The sequence below is a fragment of the Paenibacillus sp. N22P23 genome, assembly GCF_059383735.1.
This window is the reverse complement of the sequence record NZ_JBXENT010000005.1, coordinates 256,051-274,833: the sequence shown is the minus strand read 5'-3', so window position 1 is coordinate 274,833 and position 18,783 is coordinate 256,051. Positions and strand designations below refer to the sequence as shown.

The following is an 18,783-nucleotide window of genomic DNA, read 5'->3' as shown; positions in this document are numbered from 1 at the left end:
TATATAGGGTTCTGATGGTATGCAATAACAATAAATCAGAATATAGTCCATCATTATCCGTTGATGTTCAATTGTTCTAACAGATGCTGTTCGTTAATGTAGAGATTAGAAAACATATTTTAATAGGGAGTGACTGCAATTGACTCAACATAAGGGGCGTTCCCGCGTCTGGGAAGAGATCGTCGACATTCCTACGTACGCTGTAGGGAAACCCGACAAAAATCCAATGTTTCTGGAAAAACGCGTGTATCAGGGCAGTTCCGGCAAAGTGTACCCCCATCCTGTCATCGACAAAATCGAGGACGAGAAAAAGCCGCATCCCTATCGCATCGTCATCTTAGAAAACGATTATTTGCGCATCGAAATCATGCCGGAGCTCGGAGGCCGGATCTATCGCGCGGTCGATCGAACGAACAATTACGACTTCGTTTACTATAATCAGGTGATCAAGCCGGCGCTCGTCGGTTTGGCAGGACCGTGGATTTCGGGAGGTATCGAGTTCAACTGGCCGCAGCATCATCGTCCAAACACCTACGGCCCTGTAGAATACCGTCTGGAGGAAAATGAAGACGGCAGCGCCACCGTATGGGTGAGCGAAATCGACCGCATGTACGGGACGAAAGTGACTGCGGGCTTCACGCTGTATCCGGACAAAGCGTATCTGGAAATAGCGGCACAGCTCTACAACCGTACGCCGGAGCCGCAAACGTTCCTGTGGTGGGCCAACCCCGCCGTTGCGGTCAACGATCATACGCAATCGGTGTTTCCGCCGGATGTGAACGCCGTATTCGACCATGGCAAACGCGACGTGTCCAAATTTCCAATCGCCACTGGCATCTATTACAAAATGGACTATTCCGAGGGCGTCGACATCTCCCGTTACAAGAACATTCCCGTTCCGACCTCTTACATGGCGTACAAATCCGACTACAACTTCGTTGGGGGCTACGATCACGCACTGAAGGCAGGACTGCTGCACGTCGCGAATCATCATATTTCGCCGGGCAAAAAACAATGGACGTGGGGAAATGGGGAGTTCGGACAAGCGTGGGACCGCAATTTGACCGATGAAGACGGACCTTACATCGAGCTGATGACCGGCGTCTACACGGACAATCAACCCGATTTTACGTGGCTGCAGCCTTACGAAGAGAAGTCCTTTAAGCAATACTTCATGCCCTACAAAGATATCGGAGTCGTCAAAAACGCGACAACCGAAGCCGCGGTAAACTTGGAAGTCGACGAGAATCTTGCCTTGGCTGCCATCTACGTCTATACGACATCCCGAGCGGAAGGCGCAACTGTGGAGCTTTCGGGCAATGGCCAATCGTATTTCTGCGAGAAATTGACACTCACTCCGCTGCAGGGCTTTCAAGCCGAAGTTCGTCTGGCTTCAGGCGTTAAGGCGCACGAGCTAACGTTGTCGGTAAAGGATAGCCTCGGTTCATCGCTCGTGAGCTACACGCCTAAGAAACCGCAAATCGAAGAAATGCCCGAGGCGGCGAAACCTTTGCCGGAGCCGGAAGAACTGAAGACAAACGAGCAGCTGTATTTGGCAGGGCTTCACCTGGAGCAATACCGGCATGCGACCTTCGAGCCGGAAGCCTATTACCTCGAAGGATTAAAGCGGGACCCTAGCGATATCCGAATCAACGTCGCATACGGAACGCTGCTGCTCCGCAAAGGGTTGCTGGAAGAAAGCGAGCGTCACTTCCGCGTTGCGATCAAGAGCTTGACTTGGCGCAATCCAAATCCTTACGACGGCGAAGCATACTATCAGCTAGGCGTTTCGTTAAAGCTTCAAGGAAGGCAAGAAGAAGCGTTCGCGGCCTTTTACAAATCCGTATGGTCGGCAGCATGGCAAGACGTCGGCTACTTCTCCTTAGCACAAATCGCTACCGAGCAAGGTCGGCTGTCCGAAGCATTGGAGCTGGCCGAACGTTCGCTCGTCCGTAACTCGCGAAATTACAAAGCAAGAAATTTGAAGGCGGCGCTGCTTCGCAAGCTCGTTCGGCCAGAGGAAGCGATTACGTTCGCAAGCGAAACGATCCGACTGGATATCGCTGACTTCGGTGCTTACAACGAACTGAGACTGGCATTGGAAACGGCAGGGGATATCGAGAAAGCTGAGTCGGTGTATGAGGAATTCCTTTTTTTATTGAGAGCGGACGCACATAATCACTTGTCATTAGCTTCTGACTATGCCGATGTCGGGCTATACGCCGAGGCTATCGAAGTATTGAATATGATAGCAGACAGCAGTTCGGACAACACGTATCCTATGATCCATTACACGCTTGGCTATTTGTATGGCAGAGCGGGTCAACCAGCGCTGTCGATCAAGCATTTGCAAGCCGGAGGAGCGGCATCCCCGGACTATTGTTTCCCGAATTCGTTGTTCGACTTAACGGTTTTAAAATTCGCAACGAGCAACGTTCCGGGAGATGCCAAAGCGCACTATTACATCGGCAACTTGTACTACGACAAGAAAGTCGCAGACAAAGCGATTGCTCATTGGGAGACGTCTCTGTCAATTGATCCTTCCTTCCCGACCGTGAGCCGGAACTTGGCGCTTGCTTACTACAACAAGCTCGGAGACAAGGATAAAGCCCGCCAAGCATTGGAACGAGCTTTTGCTTGTAATCAGGATGATGCAAGGGTCTTCTACGAGCTGGATCAATTGTATAAAAAAATCGGTATCTCCCCTGAAGATCGGCTCGCTCGTTTGTCCGCGCACGTACATCTCGTGGAACGCAGAGACGATCTCTACTTGGAGTATGTCACGCTCCATAATCGCCTTGGCCGCCATCAGCGTGCAGTTGAACTTCTCGCAGCACGCCAGTTTCATCCATGGGAGGGCGGGGAAGGTAAAGCAACAGGCCAATACGTGTTTTCTCACGTAGAATTGGCAAAAGCATGCTTATCCGAAGAGAAATATGACGAAGCAATCGAATGGCTGAAGAAGGCGCTCGTCTATCCGGAAAATCTCGGCGAAGGAAAACTCACGGGAGCGCAAGAAAACAACGTTTACTATTATCTCGGGTGTGCGTATGCGGAGCTAGATCAAGCGGAAGAAGCCCAAACGGCATTCCGTACCGCATCGGTTGGGATCGAGGAACCGGCCAGCGCGATGTTTTACAACGATCAGCCGCCGGATATGATCTATTATCAAGGCTTGGCTTGGCTAAAGCTCGATAACGGTAAAGAAGCAAAAAGACGGTTCTACAAGCTGATCGATTACGCTGAGAAGCATATGTTCGACGACGTCAAAATCGATTATTTCGCGATTTCGCTGCCGGATTTCCTCGTATTCGAGGACGATTTGAACTTCAGGAACGAAATTCACTGCCGGTACATGAGAGGGCTGGGCTTGTTGGGACTCGGAGGCGGCAAGGAAGCAGCTGAAGAGCTTGCTTCCGTTCTCCGACTTGATGCGAATCATCTTGGTGCATTCCTTCATTCCTTCCATGCCATTTCTCAAAATAAGTCATCTTAATCTGGACATGCAAAGCCACTCGAGGCGCTCGAGTGGCTTTTTTATTCACGTGATTTTTACTTGCCTGCAAAAGGGTATTGCGTCGTGCTTATCGAATGAACAATGAGTAGGGAAATATTAACAATAAGCGCAAAGGTGACATGGATATGGCGAACAGCATTCTGTTTAAAATATTGCTCCCTGTTCTACTTGGGATTATTTCGTTTTCATCCATCTACTTAGAGCGGACGGATTACCCTCTCTTCATGATTGCTGCGGGTATTGCCGTGTTTCTGTCCATTAACCTCATGCGGAATTCTACCAAGCAAATCTACATCCAAATGGTATGCTTAATTGTTTTTCATTGGTTGAGTGAACTGAATTGGTGCCTGACTCTCTACGTGATCGTACTCATCAGACTTCTGACACGCAGTGAAAGTATGAAAAGGAGTTACTACCATGCACTTCTATTGATGGGCTTTTACAGTCTTGTACGCTACACGTATTCGGAAATAAATGATTACTCCGTGTTAGTTACGTTGTCTGACATTGCAAGCTCTTTAGTACTTGTAGCCATGATTTGGATCATAAAAAGCAAACAAAAGGAAAAAGAGGAGCTGCAGAAAAAGAACGATGAGCTATTGAAAAGGGATGTTCTTACTGGGCTGCTTAATTACCATGAATTTCGTCATGAATTAAATCGAATGCAAGAGTGTGGCGAATATTGCTTAATCATTATGAACTGTCAGGATTTGAGAGTCGTCAACATCCAGCATGGGTTTGAGAAAGCCAACAATGGGCTGAAGGATATCGCCAGACAGTTGACGGTACATTTCAGCTCCTCGAGTGTATCCCGTTACGGCGGAAGCGAATTCGCGATTGCGATGGCGTTTACCGATCAACAAGCTGCTGAAGATTATGTGAAGCATGTAATCGAAACCATAATTGAGCATTCATCCCACTTAGATATCATCTACGCTTATGCTTTTTCCAATGGACGCTCGACGAATGAAACGATAGAGGATGTAGAAGATCAGCTGTTTTTTCAAAAGAAAGAGGTTTGGTTGAAAAGAGACGAGCACTTCTTCCGTTCGGACAAGTTAAAGGTGATTGGCGAGCTGGCGGCGGGAATGGCCCACGAAATCCGCAACCCTTTGACAACGATAAAAGGGTTTCTGCAGCTGGCCTATCAGCACGGCTATAAGGATATCGATAAATACCACCCGATGATCATGGATGAAATCACGAGGGTTAGCGAGCTAACGTCCGAGTTTTTGCAATTCTCCAAACCCAATCTCTCTCAAATGAAAATCGAATCGATGCGCTCCTGTATGGAAAGGGCCCTCTCGATCATGGGCACGGAAATCGAGAGAGCAGGACATGAACTCAGGGTCGATTATCCCGAACAACCCTTATATGTGTTGATAGACAAGGACAAAATCGTGCAGGTACTCGTTAATTTGTTCAAAAACGCAATTGATGCGATGGACGATATCGGGAAAATCGGCGTTAAGATTTACGGTAGAGAGAGCGGCGTATTCATTGAATTGTCTGACACGGGAAAAGGGATGTCCGCAGATACAAGAGCGAAGCTGTTTGAACCTTTCTATACGACAAAAGCTCACGGGACAGGGCTTGGTTTGTCCATATCGCATAAGATTGTCCAAGATCATGGCGGACGAATGGAAGTGGCGGAGACGAGTGCGGCGGGGACGGTATTTGCGATCATGCTGCCTGCTGCTGCTCCGATTGAAACCGAATAATCGATACAAAGTAACAGCTGCCGGTTACACCTGGCAGCTGTTACTTTTGTTTGTAAGCTATAGAATGTTTCCCTATTAACAATAGAGGTAAACGCCAATTATTGTCGTATTTTCAGATAAGAATGTGCACAAGCTCTCACCTTCAAGCAAAGGCGGTCAACCATATGCTTCGGATGTTAATTGTAGATGATGATCAATTTGAAAGAGATGGCGTTAAATTTCTTATTGAAGAATATGGCCTGAATCTGGAAGTGTACGAAGCGGAGAGCGGGGAGCAGGCTTTAGCGTTCATAGTAGAGCATCCAGTGGACATCTTGCTTACCGATATAAGGATGCATGAAATGGATGGGCTGCAGCTGGCGGAGAAAGTCCGGGAGTTGAACCTGCCGATAAAAGTGATCTTTCTAAGCGCCTATGGGGAATTCGAGTATGCTCAGAAAGCAATTGATCTTAAAGCGAATAAGTACATTCTAAAACCGGTGCAGATCAGCGGATTTCTAAAAGAGATCTCTAAGGTTATGCAGCTCTGTGAGGAAGAACGCAGGCAGTTGGAGCATCAAGAACGTATTCTGGAGGTTCAGTCCAATGGAATGCGTTATGAAAGACAACGATTAATTTCAAATTTGCTTAGGTCGAGCTCTGCCGAAAGTGGAGACTTGTCGCTCATTAAGCTGGATGGAAGCAATCAGCTGCGTATGATTCTGTTAGACTCGAATACTCGAATCTTTGACTTGCCTGAGACTGAAGATTTTGAGAAAAGCCTAGAAGAGTTCCTGTCGCCAGCTTATGATGTCGTGCAGCTGAATGAATTTCAATGCTTAGTTTTTATTTCGGCCATCAAGGCCGCAGATGTATCGAAGGATCATCTTCTTGAGATCGGACAGCAAATCAGAAACCATATTAAAGCTCGGTTTAAGCAGGATGTCTTTATCATATTTAGCGGAGCGGTGGATGGCTTCGAACAGCTCCGCAGCGAATATAACCAGATGGAATCCATATTGGAAAATAAGTTTTTTCTGGCGCCGGGCAGCATTCAATTTACAAGTCATGCTTCGATTGAACGGGATAACATTATTGAGTTCTCGGACCAGATGCTCGAAGATATGATTGGTCATATCGGTCGTCAGGAGTTTACAGCGCTTCGGATGAAATTCGAACAATTTTTTGAGGCGATGCAGTCAGGCGGACACTTCTCAGCCGTCTACGTAAAATACATTTGTTCGGAGATTATGAAGAAGATTTATGATCTCGGTACGAAGAAATCCATTGCCGAGTTCCAAGAGAAGCTGGAGCAAATTTATCGAACGCCGCAACTAAATCAATTGAAAGCAATCGTAAGCTCCGTTATCGATCAACAAGAGCTGCAGCATGTCCCTCCTGTAGACAATGTTCGGAAAGTCATCGAGAATGTAGTAGGCATTATCGAGCAAGAGTACCACACCGATATTGCGCTCGAAGATTTAGCGGAACGCGTGTTTCTGAACCCTAGTTACCTTAGTCATCTATTTAAAAAACATAAAGGGGTCAGCATCATCAAGTTCGTGACCGAGCATCGTCTCGAGGTGGCGAGTGACCTTATTAAGGATACGAATCGGAAGATGATTGAAATTAGCCAGCAAGTAGGATACCCGAACTTCCCTTATTTCTGCACGTTGTTCAAAAACTATTATGGCGTGACGCCATCCCAATTTAGAGAGAGGTTAGGCTCATGAGCAAGTATATTTACCGCTCATTCAATAAATTGAGGTTTAAGCAGAAGCTGTTTATGTCGTACCTGATCGTGATTTTAATCCCAATTTCGATATTAGGGTTCTATTCCTATCATCAAAGCCGGTCGCTGCTCAATGATCAGTCAATGGAAAGCATCAACAAGAACGTAAGCACGATCGCAGACAGTATCAATTATAAGTTTGATCGCTACAATATGATGGTCAACCATATCATGTTCAACAATGTCATTCAGAAGATTCTGGAGAACAAGTATTATGAATTGTCCAATCTTCGGTCGGATTTAATCAACTACTTCAACCCGTATATCAATATGATCATGGCGCTGAATAAAGAGATTGAACAAATTACGATCTATTCGGGAAACAAGATTCCGGAGTATGGCAACTATATCAGCTCGATTGAGAGGGTCAAAGATAAGGCTTGGTATCCGAAGGTCATGCAGCAGTCGAAGCCCCTATGGCAGATGGAAAATAAGAACCTGTACGTCGTCTCCAGATTCAACCAATTCGCCAATCATAATCAGGACAGTGTCGTGTACATGAAGGTGGCCAGCCAGGATCTGCAAGACAATTTGAAGGATTTAACGAACGACTTTGGCGTATTAATTACGGACTCCGAGGAAAATGTATTATTCTACGACTATCATTCCATCTCGGATAAGGAAATAAGTACCGCGTCGATTCTCAAACAATCCGAGGAAATCGTGGAAATCGACGGCATGAAGATGATCATGATCAAGAAGAAAATCCCGCAAATGGAGTGGGTTCTGCATGTATTCGTACCGGTGGAGGCCGTGACGAAGAAAGCAAACTCTATTCTTAACGCGACGCTAATTGTTATTTTTATTTGTTTAATCCTGCTCTTGTTTATTATCTATATTTTCTCGAATACGATGATTAAGCGAATTCTGATCCTGAACGGATTGATGAAACGTGTTGAGATGGGAGATTTAGAGGTCGCGGTGAAGAATAACTACGGCGATGAAATCGGAGAGCTGACGAATCGGTTTGGCCTTATGCTGCGCCAAATCCGGGAGCTCATTCAGGAGGCTTATAATAATAAGCTGATTCAGAAGGAAGCAGAATTAAAGGCGCTGCAGTACCAGATGAATCCGCATTTCTTATATAACACGCTCTCGTTTATCAATTGGAAGGCGATTCGAAGCAAATCGCACGAGATCAGCCATATGGTGACGACGCTCTCTACGTTCTATCGAACAGCACTGAATAAGGGCGATAAGCTCATCTCCATTCGCGACGAAATCACCAATATAAAGTCGTACATAGAAATCCTACAGGTGATGTACAACTATCGGTTCGATGTTCAATACGACATTGATGAAGAGGTGCATGCCTTCGAGATGATTAATTTGATCTTGCAGCCGCTCGCGGAGAATGCCATTATGCACGGCCTGAACAAGAGGAAATCGACCGATGGGGGGCTGCTGCAAGTTGGTGCAAGACTGGGGAATGGGGTTATTGAATTGACGGTAACCGATAATGGCCAGGGGATGACGGAGGAGAAGAGGGAGCAGGTGCTTTCCATTCAGTCCGGCGGCTATGGGCTTCGAAATGTGAATGACCGCTTAAAGATGTTCTTCGGAGCAGAATATGGATTGTCGATCGAGAGCGCGGAAGGACAAGGTACAACGATGAAGGTTACGATTCCTATGTATCGAAGCGAGGAACCCAAATTGTTAGCTTAGCTTCAAGCAGCCTGTTCTCTATGGAGAGCAGGCTTTTTTATTTCAGAAAGTAAAGTCTCCAAAAAAAGTGAAGCATTTCAAAGATATTTGAAAATTACCGCTTTCCAGGCAGATGTTATAGTTAGTACATCGAATTGAAAGCGCTTCATGAGAGCGGAGAGGAGGCAGGTAGTGAACGATACCATAGCAGCGATAACGAGGCCGGAAACCATCGAAACTGTGAAGAAAACAAAACGAGCGAGCAGGTTTAGAGGATACGGCGGTTTATTGATTATGATGATTCCAGGGATGCTGTATTTCTTAGTCTTTCATTACTTACCTATGTATGGTGTGATTCTGGCCTTTAAAGATTTTAAAATGCTCGAAGGAATTCTGAACAGCCCATGGGTCGGGTTTAAACACTTTGACAAAGCATTTTCGGACTCGAACTTCTACAAGGTTCTCAAAAATACATTGATCATTAGCGTTTATAAATTGGTGTTCGGGTTCCCGGTGCCGATCGTGTTCGCCTTACTAGTCAATGAGATTCGAAGTGCAAGATTCAAGAAAATCGTACAAACGATCTCGTACTTGCCGCATTTTATCTCTTGGGTCGTATTGTCGGGGATATTCATCATGATTTTCTCCCTGGACGGCCCGGTCAATGTAATTATGAAGCTGCTGGGCATGGACCCCGTGCTCTTCATGGCAGACGTCTCCTACTTCCGTACGATTCTAGTTATCACCTCTATATTTCAAGGGTTTGGATGGGGCTCTATCATTTACTTCGCGGCCATCTCGGGTATCGACCCGCAGCTCTATGAAGCTGCCATCATGGACGGAGCGGGCAGATTGAAGAGAATGATCTATATCACGATCCCTATGCTGATCCCGGTCATCTCGATTCTTCTCATCCTATCGATGGCGGGTATTCTGGATGCAGGCTTTGACCAAATCTTCAACATGTACAACGCGAAAGTATACGGCGTCGCAGACATCATTGATACGTTCGTCTATCGCAAAGGATTAATTGATATGAACTACAGCTACTCTACGGCAGTCGGGCTGTTCAAATCCGTAGTGGCGCTCATCCTCATCGTGAGCGTGAACTGGATCGTGAAGATGATTGGGGGCAAGGAGCACACGTTATGGTAAAACGAACTAATAAGCGGGAGTCCTTCGGCGATCAAGTGTTCAATGTCGCTTTGTACGTGATCATGGTGATCCTTATGCTCGTTACGATATACCCATTCTGGAGCCAAGTTGTTCTATCGTTTGAAGCGGGTTCGGCGGCGTATTCTACCGGCTTTCTATTAATCCCTTCCAAATTCACATTCGAGAGCTACAAGCTGGCTCTAGAATACAAGATGCTATGGATCGGCTACGGGAATACCATTATCCGGACAGTCAGCGCTGTCATCATTAGTATCACGGTCACATCGCTTACCGCCTATCCCTTATCGAAGAAGGGACTGCCCTACAATCAGCTCTTTACGTTAATCATTTTGTTCACCATGCTGTTTGGCGGCGGTTTGATCCCGAATTATTTGCTCATTAAGAAGCTGGGTCTCTATGACACCATGTGGGCGCTGATTCTGCCGGGCACGGTAAGTGCCTTCAACGTTCTGATCATGAGAAACTTCTTTCGCTCCATTCCGGAGAGCCTGGAGGAATCGGCGAAGGTTGACGGTGCAGGCCATTTCCGCATCTTTAGCACAATTATTCTCCCATTATCTACGCCGGTGCTTGCAACGGTTGCACTGTGGGTAGGCGTTGCACACTGGAATGCGTGGTTCGACGGCATGATCTACATCTCTGATCCGAACAAGCAGGTGCTGCAGGTTATTCTCAGGCGAATAATCGTGGAGAATAATGTCACAGACCTCAATGCGCTATTGCTCAAAATGCAGAACAAGACCTCGTTTACCGGTCGCCAGCTGCAAGCGACGATGATTATGTTCTCCATCATTCCGATGTTGATTGTGTATCCGTTTGTTCAGAAGTATTTTGCGAAAGGGATTATGATCGGTGCTATAAAAGGCTAAGGGCGGATCCCCCTCAAGCCTTCCTATAGATGACAAAATCATGAAAGGGCGGTCTAAATATGAACAAGAAACAAAAACGTATCATGACAGCTGTTTTCTGTGCAGCATTCTCCGTTTCGATGCTGGCAGGCTGCGGCAGTAATGCCAACAATACATCTTCGGGCTCGAATGAAGAAACGAACACATCGGCAACGAATACCACAAACAATGCTTCAAATAATGCTTCGACGACACCATCCGATGAGAAGATGAAATTGATGTTCTGGTCCTTCTATGCGGATAAGAACAACCTTAATGGATTTGCAATGAATACGCTTCGCGAGAAATTCAACATCGATGCCGATTTCTATACGACAACGGGCGAGGCGTACAAAGAAAAGCTGCAGCTCATGCTCGCTTCCGGCGAAGTACCGGATTGGTGGAAAATGAACTGGTGGGAAGATTACGACAAATTCGTCGATCAGGGCGTTGGTGCGGAAATTCCTGAAGAGCTGCTTAATGATTATGCACCGCACTACGTAGCCTGGCTGAAGAAGAATGCCGGCGAAGGCGATCCGTTTCGCTATGTCCGCCGCAACGGAAAGATTTATTCCATGCAGGATATGTGGACGCTTGGCTCTACATACAAGGTGCTTGGATTCCGTGAGGATTGGCTGAATAAAGTCGGGATTACGAAGACTCCGGAGACGATCGATGAAATGGAAGCCGCATTGACGAAGTTCCGTAACGATGATCCGGACGGCAACGGCAAGAAGGATACGTATGGAATTACCGGCACTGCTGAAACAGTCAGTTCCATGTTCTCCTCGGTATTCGGGGCGTTTGGCGTATATCCGGGTGCATTCGTGGAGGAAAACGGCCAAGTTGTCCGCGGTGAGGTAAGTCCGAAAGCGAAGGATGCCCTTACTGTATTGAATAAGTGGTATAAACAAGAATTGATCGATCCCGAGTTTATCGTCAATAAGTCCAGCAACGTAGACGATAAAGTCGTTTCCCAGAAGGTCGGGGCGGTAGAGAACGCATGGTGGGCGTTCATTCCGAAGGATGCGTTCTACGAAGGTCTCTACTATGAGAAAATTCGCGAAACGAATCCGGATGCGAATTGGTCCATCATCGGAGGTCCTAAAGGACCGGATGGCACCTATGGCATGACGCAAGATAATCCGTTCAACGCACCCGGCATTCAATTCGGGAAGCAATTGGAGAAAGATCAACCGAAGCTAATCAAATACTTGCAGGTGTTCGATGATACGATTTCCAACCTGGATACGTGGGAGAAAACGAATTACGGCGAGAAAGGCAAGACGTTCCAAGTTACGGCCGATGGATCTTATGAATTTCTTGCTCCTTACGACAAAGAAGACGAACAAATTAAGTTTGGCGTAGGTCCTTATTATTCAATTCCAAGATCGTTTAACGACTATGATATGCAAGCCCCATTCATGACGAAGAAGGCGCTAATGCCGATTCGCCAAGAAGTGGAGAGCAAAGGAAAGGGTAAATACGACATTCTGCAGCCGCTGCAAAAGCCTGTATACAATGAGTTCGTAGAGCCCTTGCAACAACTAACGATCCAGAACTTTATTGACTTCATTACCGGGAAACGTCCAATTGACGAATTCGATAAATTCGTTGAGGAGTGGAACAACGCAGGCGGTAAACAGGTCATGGAAGAAGCACAGCAGAAGTTTGACGAAATGAAATAATAGATTGATTACGATGTCGATGCGGATAGTCATGTGCTGAGTAAGCCATCATTATCCGCATTTTCATTACTGCCTATTGGATAGGACACTAAGGAGGATACCATGTCATCTTTCATTCATGCGGTTCAAGGAGTAGTTGTCAGACTATTGAAGGCGCACGCCGATCAGTTTGAAATCGAAGAGATTGCGCAAGAGAACGGGACAGATGTATTTGAAATCGAAAGCATAAACGGGAAAGTCAGACTCCGGGGTTCCAGCGGAACGAGCATCGGCTCCGCGCTCCACTGGTATTTAAAATATACCTGTCATTGCCATGTCTCTTGGTCCGGCGATCAATTAGAGCTGCCTGAGGTGCTCCCGCAAGTAGAATCGCTGATTAGAAAAACAACGCCGTATGCCTACCGGTATCACTTGAATTTCTGTACCTTCAACTACAGCATGACATGGTGGAATTGGGAGCGTTGGGAGCGGGAAATCGATTGGATGGCGCTTCACGGTATCAATATGCCGCTTGCGATGACAGGCCAAGAAGCTGTTTGGATGAATGTAGGTCGAAGACTTGGCTTATCAACCGAGCAAATGCTGGCGTATCTGCCGGGTCCTGCTTACTTGGCATGGCATTACATGGGGAACGTAGATGGTATGGCGGGACCGCTTCCGCAGAGCTGGATCGAAGGTCAGCAGAAGCTGCAGCTGCAAATCCTTAAGCGCCAGCGCGAGCTCGGGATGACGCCGGTTCTGGCCGGATTCTATGGCCATGTCCCAGCAGCTCTGCGAAGTCTCTATCCGGAGGCGAACATCACGCAGCTGGAAGCTTGGTTTGGCATGCCGGGCATTCATTTCTTGGATCCAAGCGATCCTGTATTCGCGCAAATTGCACAGGTGTTCTATGAAGAGCAGGAGAAGCTTTATGGGACGAACCATCTCTATGCCATGGATTTGTTTCATGAAGGAAGCTCGCCGGATTCGTCGCCGGCTTATATGGCACAAGCAGCGATGAAGGTTTGCGATACAATGACCGCTAATGATGCGGATGGGGTCTGGGTGATGCAGAGCTGGTCGATGTCGGAACCGATCGTAAACGCACTGCCGGATCAGCGTGTCATTCTGCTGGATTTATATGCGGAGAAACATCCGAGATGGAAGAAAACCGATGCCTTCTACGGCAAGCCATGGATTTGGTGCATGCTGCATAATTTCGGCGGACGCAACGGCATGCATGGGGATTTGAATGGCATGCCCGGAAGCATCGCGGAGGCACAGCGGTCGCTGGATAAGGGGCAAATGTGCGGGATCGGATTTGCGCCTGAAGCGATCGAAGAGAACCCGGTCTTCTATGATCTTGTCAGCGAAATGGTGTGGCGTACAGAAGCGCCGGATATGGATGAGTGGACTGCGCAGTATGTCCGGCGCAGATACGGCGCGCAATCAGATGCAGCCGTGGAAGCCTGGAAGCTTCTTCGGCAATCGGTTTATTCGGAGAACGCGAATCCTGAAGCGCTGCTGTGCGCGCGTCCAAAGCTTGAGCTTGATCGCGTATGCAACGGTTCGATTGTTCCGTTCTACAAGATGGACATCTTGTTTGCGGCATGGGAGCTTCTTATCACTTGTGGGGATGAACTTGGTTCATCTGAGAACTACCAATATGACCTGATTAACGTAGGGCGTGAAGTGATGTCGCATCAGTCACACCACATCTACATGCGATGGATCGAAGCCTTTAAGGCAGGAGATCGCAGTGCGTTCTATGAACAAGGGGCAAACATGCAGGAGCTGATTACGGATCTTGATAAGCTGGTAGGGACGAACCGATATTTCTTAACCGGTCCTTGGCTTGCTCAAGCTGCCGCTTGGGGCTATACAGACAAGGATAAGGCGCTTTACGAGTTCAACGCGCGGGCGCAGATTTCAACCTGGTGGCCTGAAGTGAAGTTCGACGATTACGCACATAAGCAATGGTCTGGTATGTTGTCCGGATTTTACTTGGAGCGCTGGAAGCGATTTGCCGCAAGCTTGGAAGAGGCCTTGCATCAGCCAGAGAGCTTCGATGAGGCGAAATTCGATCAAGAGATTCGCCAGTGGGAGATGGAGTGGATGAATCGAACCGGTAACGAATTTGCGTGCAAGCCGTCAGGAAGCCCTGTTGAGGTATCGCGGATGATGATTACGAAGTATAAAGAGATGGTAATTCAAGCACGTGTTAACTCGGAGGTGTGAGAATTGACTATGACCGCCAGTAATAATAAGCTGCAAAAGTTGATGGAAACGTACCCGGATTCGGAATTTGTGCTGTTCGCTGCATCGCGGGAGCATCCCATTCTGACTTGGGAGGATGTTCCGGAGCTTTGGGGAAGCAGCTCCGCTTCTGCGCAAGAACCCTTTATTGCAGAGGCACGTCCGGGTGAGTTTTTCCCCCTGCAGTTGGTTGTGGCTGCGATAGGAGCACGATTGGACGATGTAGAGATCCGTTTCAATGATTTGGTTTCAGATCGGCAGGATGCCATTGCTCCGATAAGGGAAGAGGCCATGACTTGCTTTCTATCGGAAGGAACCGATTACGTAGGACGACCCTTTCATAGGAAGGTATCTGTGGCCGAAGGCGCGGTTCAATCCCTGTGGGTCGGCGTGATGATTCCCGTTGATACAGATGCTGGCATTTATACCGGCGAATGGGCGATTAGCGCCGGATCTGATGTGAAGCGGCTTCAGGTCTCTCTTCATGTATCAGGGCTGCCGCTTGAGAATGGTGGAGACGCAGAGCTGTGGAGGCTTTCACGTCTTCGCCACTTGAATTCTCGAACCGCATTGGATGACGAGGTAGCAGCTCCGTTTGTTCCTGTAAGTGTAGAAGGGCAAACCGTTTCCTTGTTAGGAAGGAAACTAACCTTAAACAATCAAGGTATGCCGGAGTCGATCGTAAGTTATTTCTCCCCTTCTGTAACTGAAGTTTTGGAGTCCGGGCGGGAGGTACTTACATCTCCGATAAAGCTTGCTGTCTCTGCTGATGGCCATGAGCTTGTGTGGGAGGGCCGCGGCTGCAAGTTTGTGAGCGATACGGATAGCCGCATAGAATGGCAGGCTAATAGCGAGAACGAGCGATTCAATATGCATGTGGCGGGAGCACTCGAATTCGACGGTATGGTGCAGTATCGCATTACGATGAAAGCGAAAACAGCCGGAGCTGTCGATGATATCCGACTTGAAGTGCATTTTCCGGCTGATGTCGCCCGTTATTCAATGGGTATGGGGAGTAAAGGAGGAACTAGGCCGGAACTAATAGAATGGAAATGGGATGCGGCGCTGAACCAGGATTCCATATGGATCGGCGATGTGAACGCAGGACTCCGCTGCTTGTTGAAAGACCGGGATTACGTGAAGCCGTTCGTCAATATTTACTATCGTCATCGTCCACTGCAAATTCCCGTGAGCTGGGGGAATGAGGGGAAAGGAGGAGCAAGGGTTCATAGTGCGGGAGAGGCCGTAATCTTGAATGCTTACTCAGGGGAGCGCGTCGTAGAAGCAGGGCAAGAGTTATATTTTGACTTCGATCTCTTGATTACACCGCTTAAATCGATTGCCATCCAAGAGCATTGGAACCGCCGCTTCTACCACAGACCACCGGAAACAGCAGTTATCTCAACCATGCAAGAGGAAGCTATTGCCAGCGGTGCGAACGTCATTAACATCCACCACGGGACAGATCTGCACCCTTACATCAATTATCCGTTCTTTGAGACGGAAGAGCTGACAACGTTTATTAGCGATGCCCACGAGAAGGATATTCGCGTAAATGTGTATTATACGGTGCGTGAGATGACGGATCGTATGAAGGAGATGGAGGCACTCCGCAGCTTGGGTGAAGAACTATTTCCAGCCCCGAACGGTTCAGCCGAAAGTATTCTTTGGCAAGGCGATGCAGCAGCATGGGTTCGACAGCATCTTGGTGATGATGTCATTCCTGCTTGGAAGCAGACGCTTATAACGCCCAAGTATGTCGGTGAAATAGACGCAGCGATTATTACTGACGGAACCTCGCGAATGGTCAACTATTATCTTGAAGGCTTGCAGTGGTTGATCGATCAGGTCGGAATAGACGGTATTTATATTGATGACGTTGCCTACGATCGCACAACGATAAGAAGAGCTCGCAAACTTCTAGATCGTGCTAAGTCGAACGCGACCATTGATTTTCACACCTGGAATCATATGAATGACTTGGCTGGCTTCTGCAACAATTTGAACATGTACATGGAGCTGCTGCCGTATTTAGATAGTCTGTGGATTGGCGAGGCTTTCGAATATGACAAAGAAAGCGCAGATTACTGGCTAATCGAGATTAGCGGTATTCCATTCGGGCTAATGGGGGATATGCTGGAAGGCGGCGGTAATCCGTGGAGAGGGATGGTCTATGGAATGACCAATCGCCTTGGATGGCATGGCCGTACGCCTGAGTTCCTCTGGCAGTTATGGGATGAATTTGGCATGGAGCAAGCCAGCATGCTTGGATATTGGCATACGGAGAACCCCGTTCGCACTGGATCTGATGAAGTACTGGCGACCGTGTACCGTAAAGAAGATCGATTGCTTATTGCAGTTGCGAGCTGGGCGAAGGAATCGGTGAAGATTTCTCTTGATGTTTCGTGGGACCAGCTAGGTTGGGATCGAAATCGTGTGAAGTTGACCATACCAGCTATTCCACAGCTTCAGGAGATAGATGATAGAGCTACACTAACCGATTTGCAAGTGGAGCCGGGAAAAGGAAAGCTGCTCATTCTTAGTATTGAATAGAACAAGAGGAGATGTATCCTATTATGGCAATGCCGATTCCGTCACCGCGAGTGGCGAAGTTCGAGAAGCAGGCTTTCGGTATGTTTATTCACTGGGGGCTCTATTCCCAGCTGGGACAAGGGGAGTGGGTGCAGCATTTGAGGAAAATCCCGATGGAAGAGTACGCGGTGTTAAAAGATACGTTTACCGCCGAGGATTTCGATGCCCGGCACATAGCGAAGACAGCCAAGCGGGCAGGCATGAATTATATCGTCTTGACTACAAGACATCATGACGGATTCTCGTTGTACGACACGCGCGGATTATCGGATTATGATGCACCTCACAGCGCGGCTAAACGGGATTTGATTGCCGAATTTGTTCAGGGGTGCAGGGAAGAGGGCATTACTCCGTTCTTCTACCATACCACTTTGGATTGGTACCAGCCGAGCTTTAACGACGATTTCGATAGCTACCTGGAATATCTGCGATCTTCTGTAGAAGTACTGTGTACGCATTACGGACAGATTGGCGGCTTCTGGTTTGACGGCAATTGGAGCAAGCCGAACGCGGATTGGAAGCTCGATGAATTATATGGGACGATCCGCCGATTACAGCCCGAAGCGATGATTATCAACAACACCGGTTTGGATCTTCGCGGTGAGCTTGGGCATCCGGAGGTGGACAGCGTTACGTTTGAGCAGGGGCGGCCTGAGCCGATGAATCGCGAAGGCATGAGCAAGTACGTCTCCGCCGAGATGTGCCAAACCATTAATGGTCATTGGGGCTTTGGACGCCAAGATTTCTCTAATAAATCAACGGGCGAGCTAATCGCCAATCTGCTTGCCTGCCGCAAGGTTGGAGCGAACTATTTGCTCAATGTGGGTCCTCTGGCCGGCGGAAGAATATCGAAGCTGCAGGAAGCTACGCTCGAGGTTATCGGAGATTGGATACACATGTATGGCAATCTCATCTACGAAGGAAAGCCGAGCACCATTAAAGGACAAGGGCATAACTTTGCGCTGGAAACGGAAGATGGAACCACCTATCTGTTTGTTCATGATATAACGATTGACGGCCATGCGAATGTGACAACCACTGTGGGTGGAACTGGACCTAGAGTGTTCACGAACGTAACGGGTAATGTATCCAGTGTTCGATGGCTCGATAACGATGAAGAATTGTCTTTCACGCATGATGCGGCGTCTGGTCTATTATGTTTCCATGCGACTGGCTATCAATACGGAGATAATTTTGTTGTGCGGGTAGCGATTATTTCTTGATGGGCAGAACGTTTCGTCATTATTCAGGTAAAGTCCATATTAGGTTGTGACAATATTCAATAAAGTATGTGTGTAAAGCCGCCAACTGTTATGGCGGCTTTTTGGCGTTCTTGATGCGTAACTACCAAAAATAATTTAAATAGTTACTTGCCATCCTTTTTGGATCATGGTATATTACATTTTGTAACCTTCTAACTAATTTTAAGTGGTTTCATTAATGGGGGAGGGAATCGCATGGACTAGTAAGCACAAGTCGTGTTTTCTAATGAAGTTCACCAATTGAACATACAACCACAACCAAACTCAAATATCCTACATTAAAAGGAGAT

Annotated in this window: 10 protein-coding genes; all 10 read left to right on the top strand. The window is 47.6% G+C overall.

Annotated features, from left to right (window positions below; genetic code table 11):
• Positions 1-139 precede the first annotated feature (139 nt).
• The 10 genes from AC506A_RS21400 to AC506A_RS21355 all read left to right on the top strand — a co-directional run bounded on the left by AC506A_RS21400 (position 140) and on the right by AC506A_RS21355 (position 18,454).
• The gene (locus tag AC506A_RS21400; RefSeq protein ID WP_495463037.1) at positions 140-3,496 is read left to right on the top strand and encodes a DUF5107 domain-containing protein; all 3,357 of its coding nucleotides are present in this window, start codon (positions 140-142) and stop codon (positions 3,494-3,496) included.
• A gap of 146 nt (positions 3,497-3,642) precedes the next feature.
• Positions 3,643-5,238, top strand: coding sequence for an ATP-binding protein (locus AC506A_RS21395; protein ID WP_495463036.1), 1,596 nt, complete (start codon positions 3,643-3,645; stop codon positions 5,236-5,238).
• A gap of 164 nt (positions 5,239-5,402) precedes the next feature.
• On the top strand, positions 5,403-6,950 hold the full coding sequence (locus AC506A_RS21390; RefSeq protein WP_495463035.1) for a response regulator transcription factor: 1,548 nt from the start codon (positions 5,403-5,405) through the stop codon (positions 6,948-6,950).
• The gene (locus tag AC506A_RS21385; RefSeq protein ID WP_495463034.1) at positions 6,947-8,674 is read left to right on the top strand and encodes a sensor histidine kinase; all 1,728 of its coding nucleotides are present in this window, start codon (positions 6,947-6,949) and stop codon (positions 8,672-8,674) included. Before AC506A_RS21390 ends, AC506A_RS21385 begins: the two co-directional genes overlap by 4 nt.
• 171 nt (positions 8,675-8,845) lie before the next feature.
• Entirely contained in the window at positions 8,846-9,808 is a 963-nt protein-coding gene (locus AC506A_RS21380) for an ABC transporter permease (RefSeq protein ID WP_495463033.1), read from the top strand.
• Positions 9,802-10,698: a carbohydrate ABC transporter permease gene (locus tag AC506A_RS21375; protein WP_495463032.1), complete on the top strand. Its 897-nt coding sequence runs from the start codon at positions 9,802-9,804 to the stop codon at positions 10,696-10,698. Before AC506A_RS21380 ends, AC506A_RS21375 begins: the two co-directional genes overlap by 7 nt.
• Positions 10,699-10,757: 59 nt before the next feature.
• A complete protein-coding gene (locus AC506A_RS21370; RefSeq protein ID WP_495463031.1) occupies positions 10,758-12,404 on the top strand; it encodes a type 2 periplasmic-binding domain-containing protein in 1,647 nt (548 codons plus the stop codon).
• A gap of 102 nt (positions 12,405-12,506) precedes the next feature.
• On the top strand, positions 12,507-14,621 hold the full coding sequence (locus AC506A_RS21365) for an alpha-N-acetylglucosaminidase (protein WP_495463030.1): 2,115 nt from the start codon (positions 12,507-12,509) through the stop codon (positions 14,619-14,621).
• Positions 14,622-14,630: 9 nt separating this feature from the next.
• Positions 14,631-17,192, top strand: coding sequence for a hypothetical protein (locus AC506A_RS21360; protein WP_495463125.1), 2,562 nt, complete (start codon positions 14,631-14,633; stop codon positions 17,190-17,192).
• 23 nt (positions 17,193-17,215) lie between these two features.
• Positions 17,216-18,454: an alpha-L-fucosidase gene (locus AC506A_RS21355; protein WP_495463029.1), complete on the top strand. Its 1,239-nt coding sequence runs from the start codon at positions 17,216-17,218 to the stop codon at positions 18,452-18,454.
• Positions 18,455-18,783: the final 329 nt, after the last annotated feature.

Coding starts and splice junctions, on each gene's coding strand:
- AC506A_RS21395 (WP_495463036.1), top strand. CDS start 3,643: ATGGCGAACAGCATTCTGTTTAAAATATTGCTCCCTGTTCTACTTGGG.
- AC506A_RS21390 (WP_495463035.1), top strand. CDS start 5,403: ATGCTTCGGATGTTAATTGTAGATGATGATCAATTTGAAAGAGATGGC.
- AC506A_RS21385 (WP_495463034.1), top strand. CDS start 6,947: ATGAGCAAGTATATTTACCGCTCATTCAATAAATTGAGGTTTAAGCAG.
- AC506A_RS21375 (WP_495463032.1), top strand. CDS start 9,802: ATGGTAAAACGAACTAATAAGCGGGAGTCCTTCGGCGATCAAGTGTTC.
- AC506A_RS21370 (WP_495463031.1), top strand. CDS start 10,758: ATGAACAAGAAACAAAAACGTATCATGACAGCTGTTTTCTGTGCAGCA.
- AC506A_RS21365 (WP_495463030.1), top strand. CDS start 12,507: ATGTCATCTTTCATTCATGCGGTTCAAGGAGTAGTTGTCAGACTATTG.
- AC506A_RS21360 (WP_495463125.1), top strand. CDS start 14,631: ATGACCGCCAGTAATAATAAGCTGCAAAAGTTGATGGAAACGTACCCG.
- AC506A_RS21355 (WP_495463029.1), top strand. CDS start 17,216: ATGGCAATGCCGATTCCGTCACCGCGAGTGGCGAAGTTCGAGAAGCAG.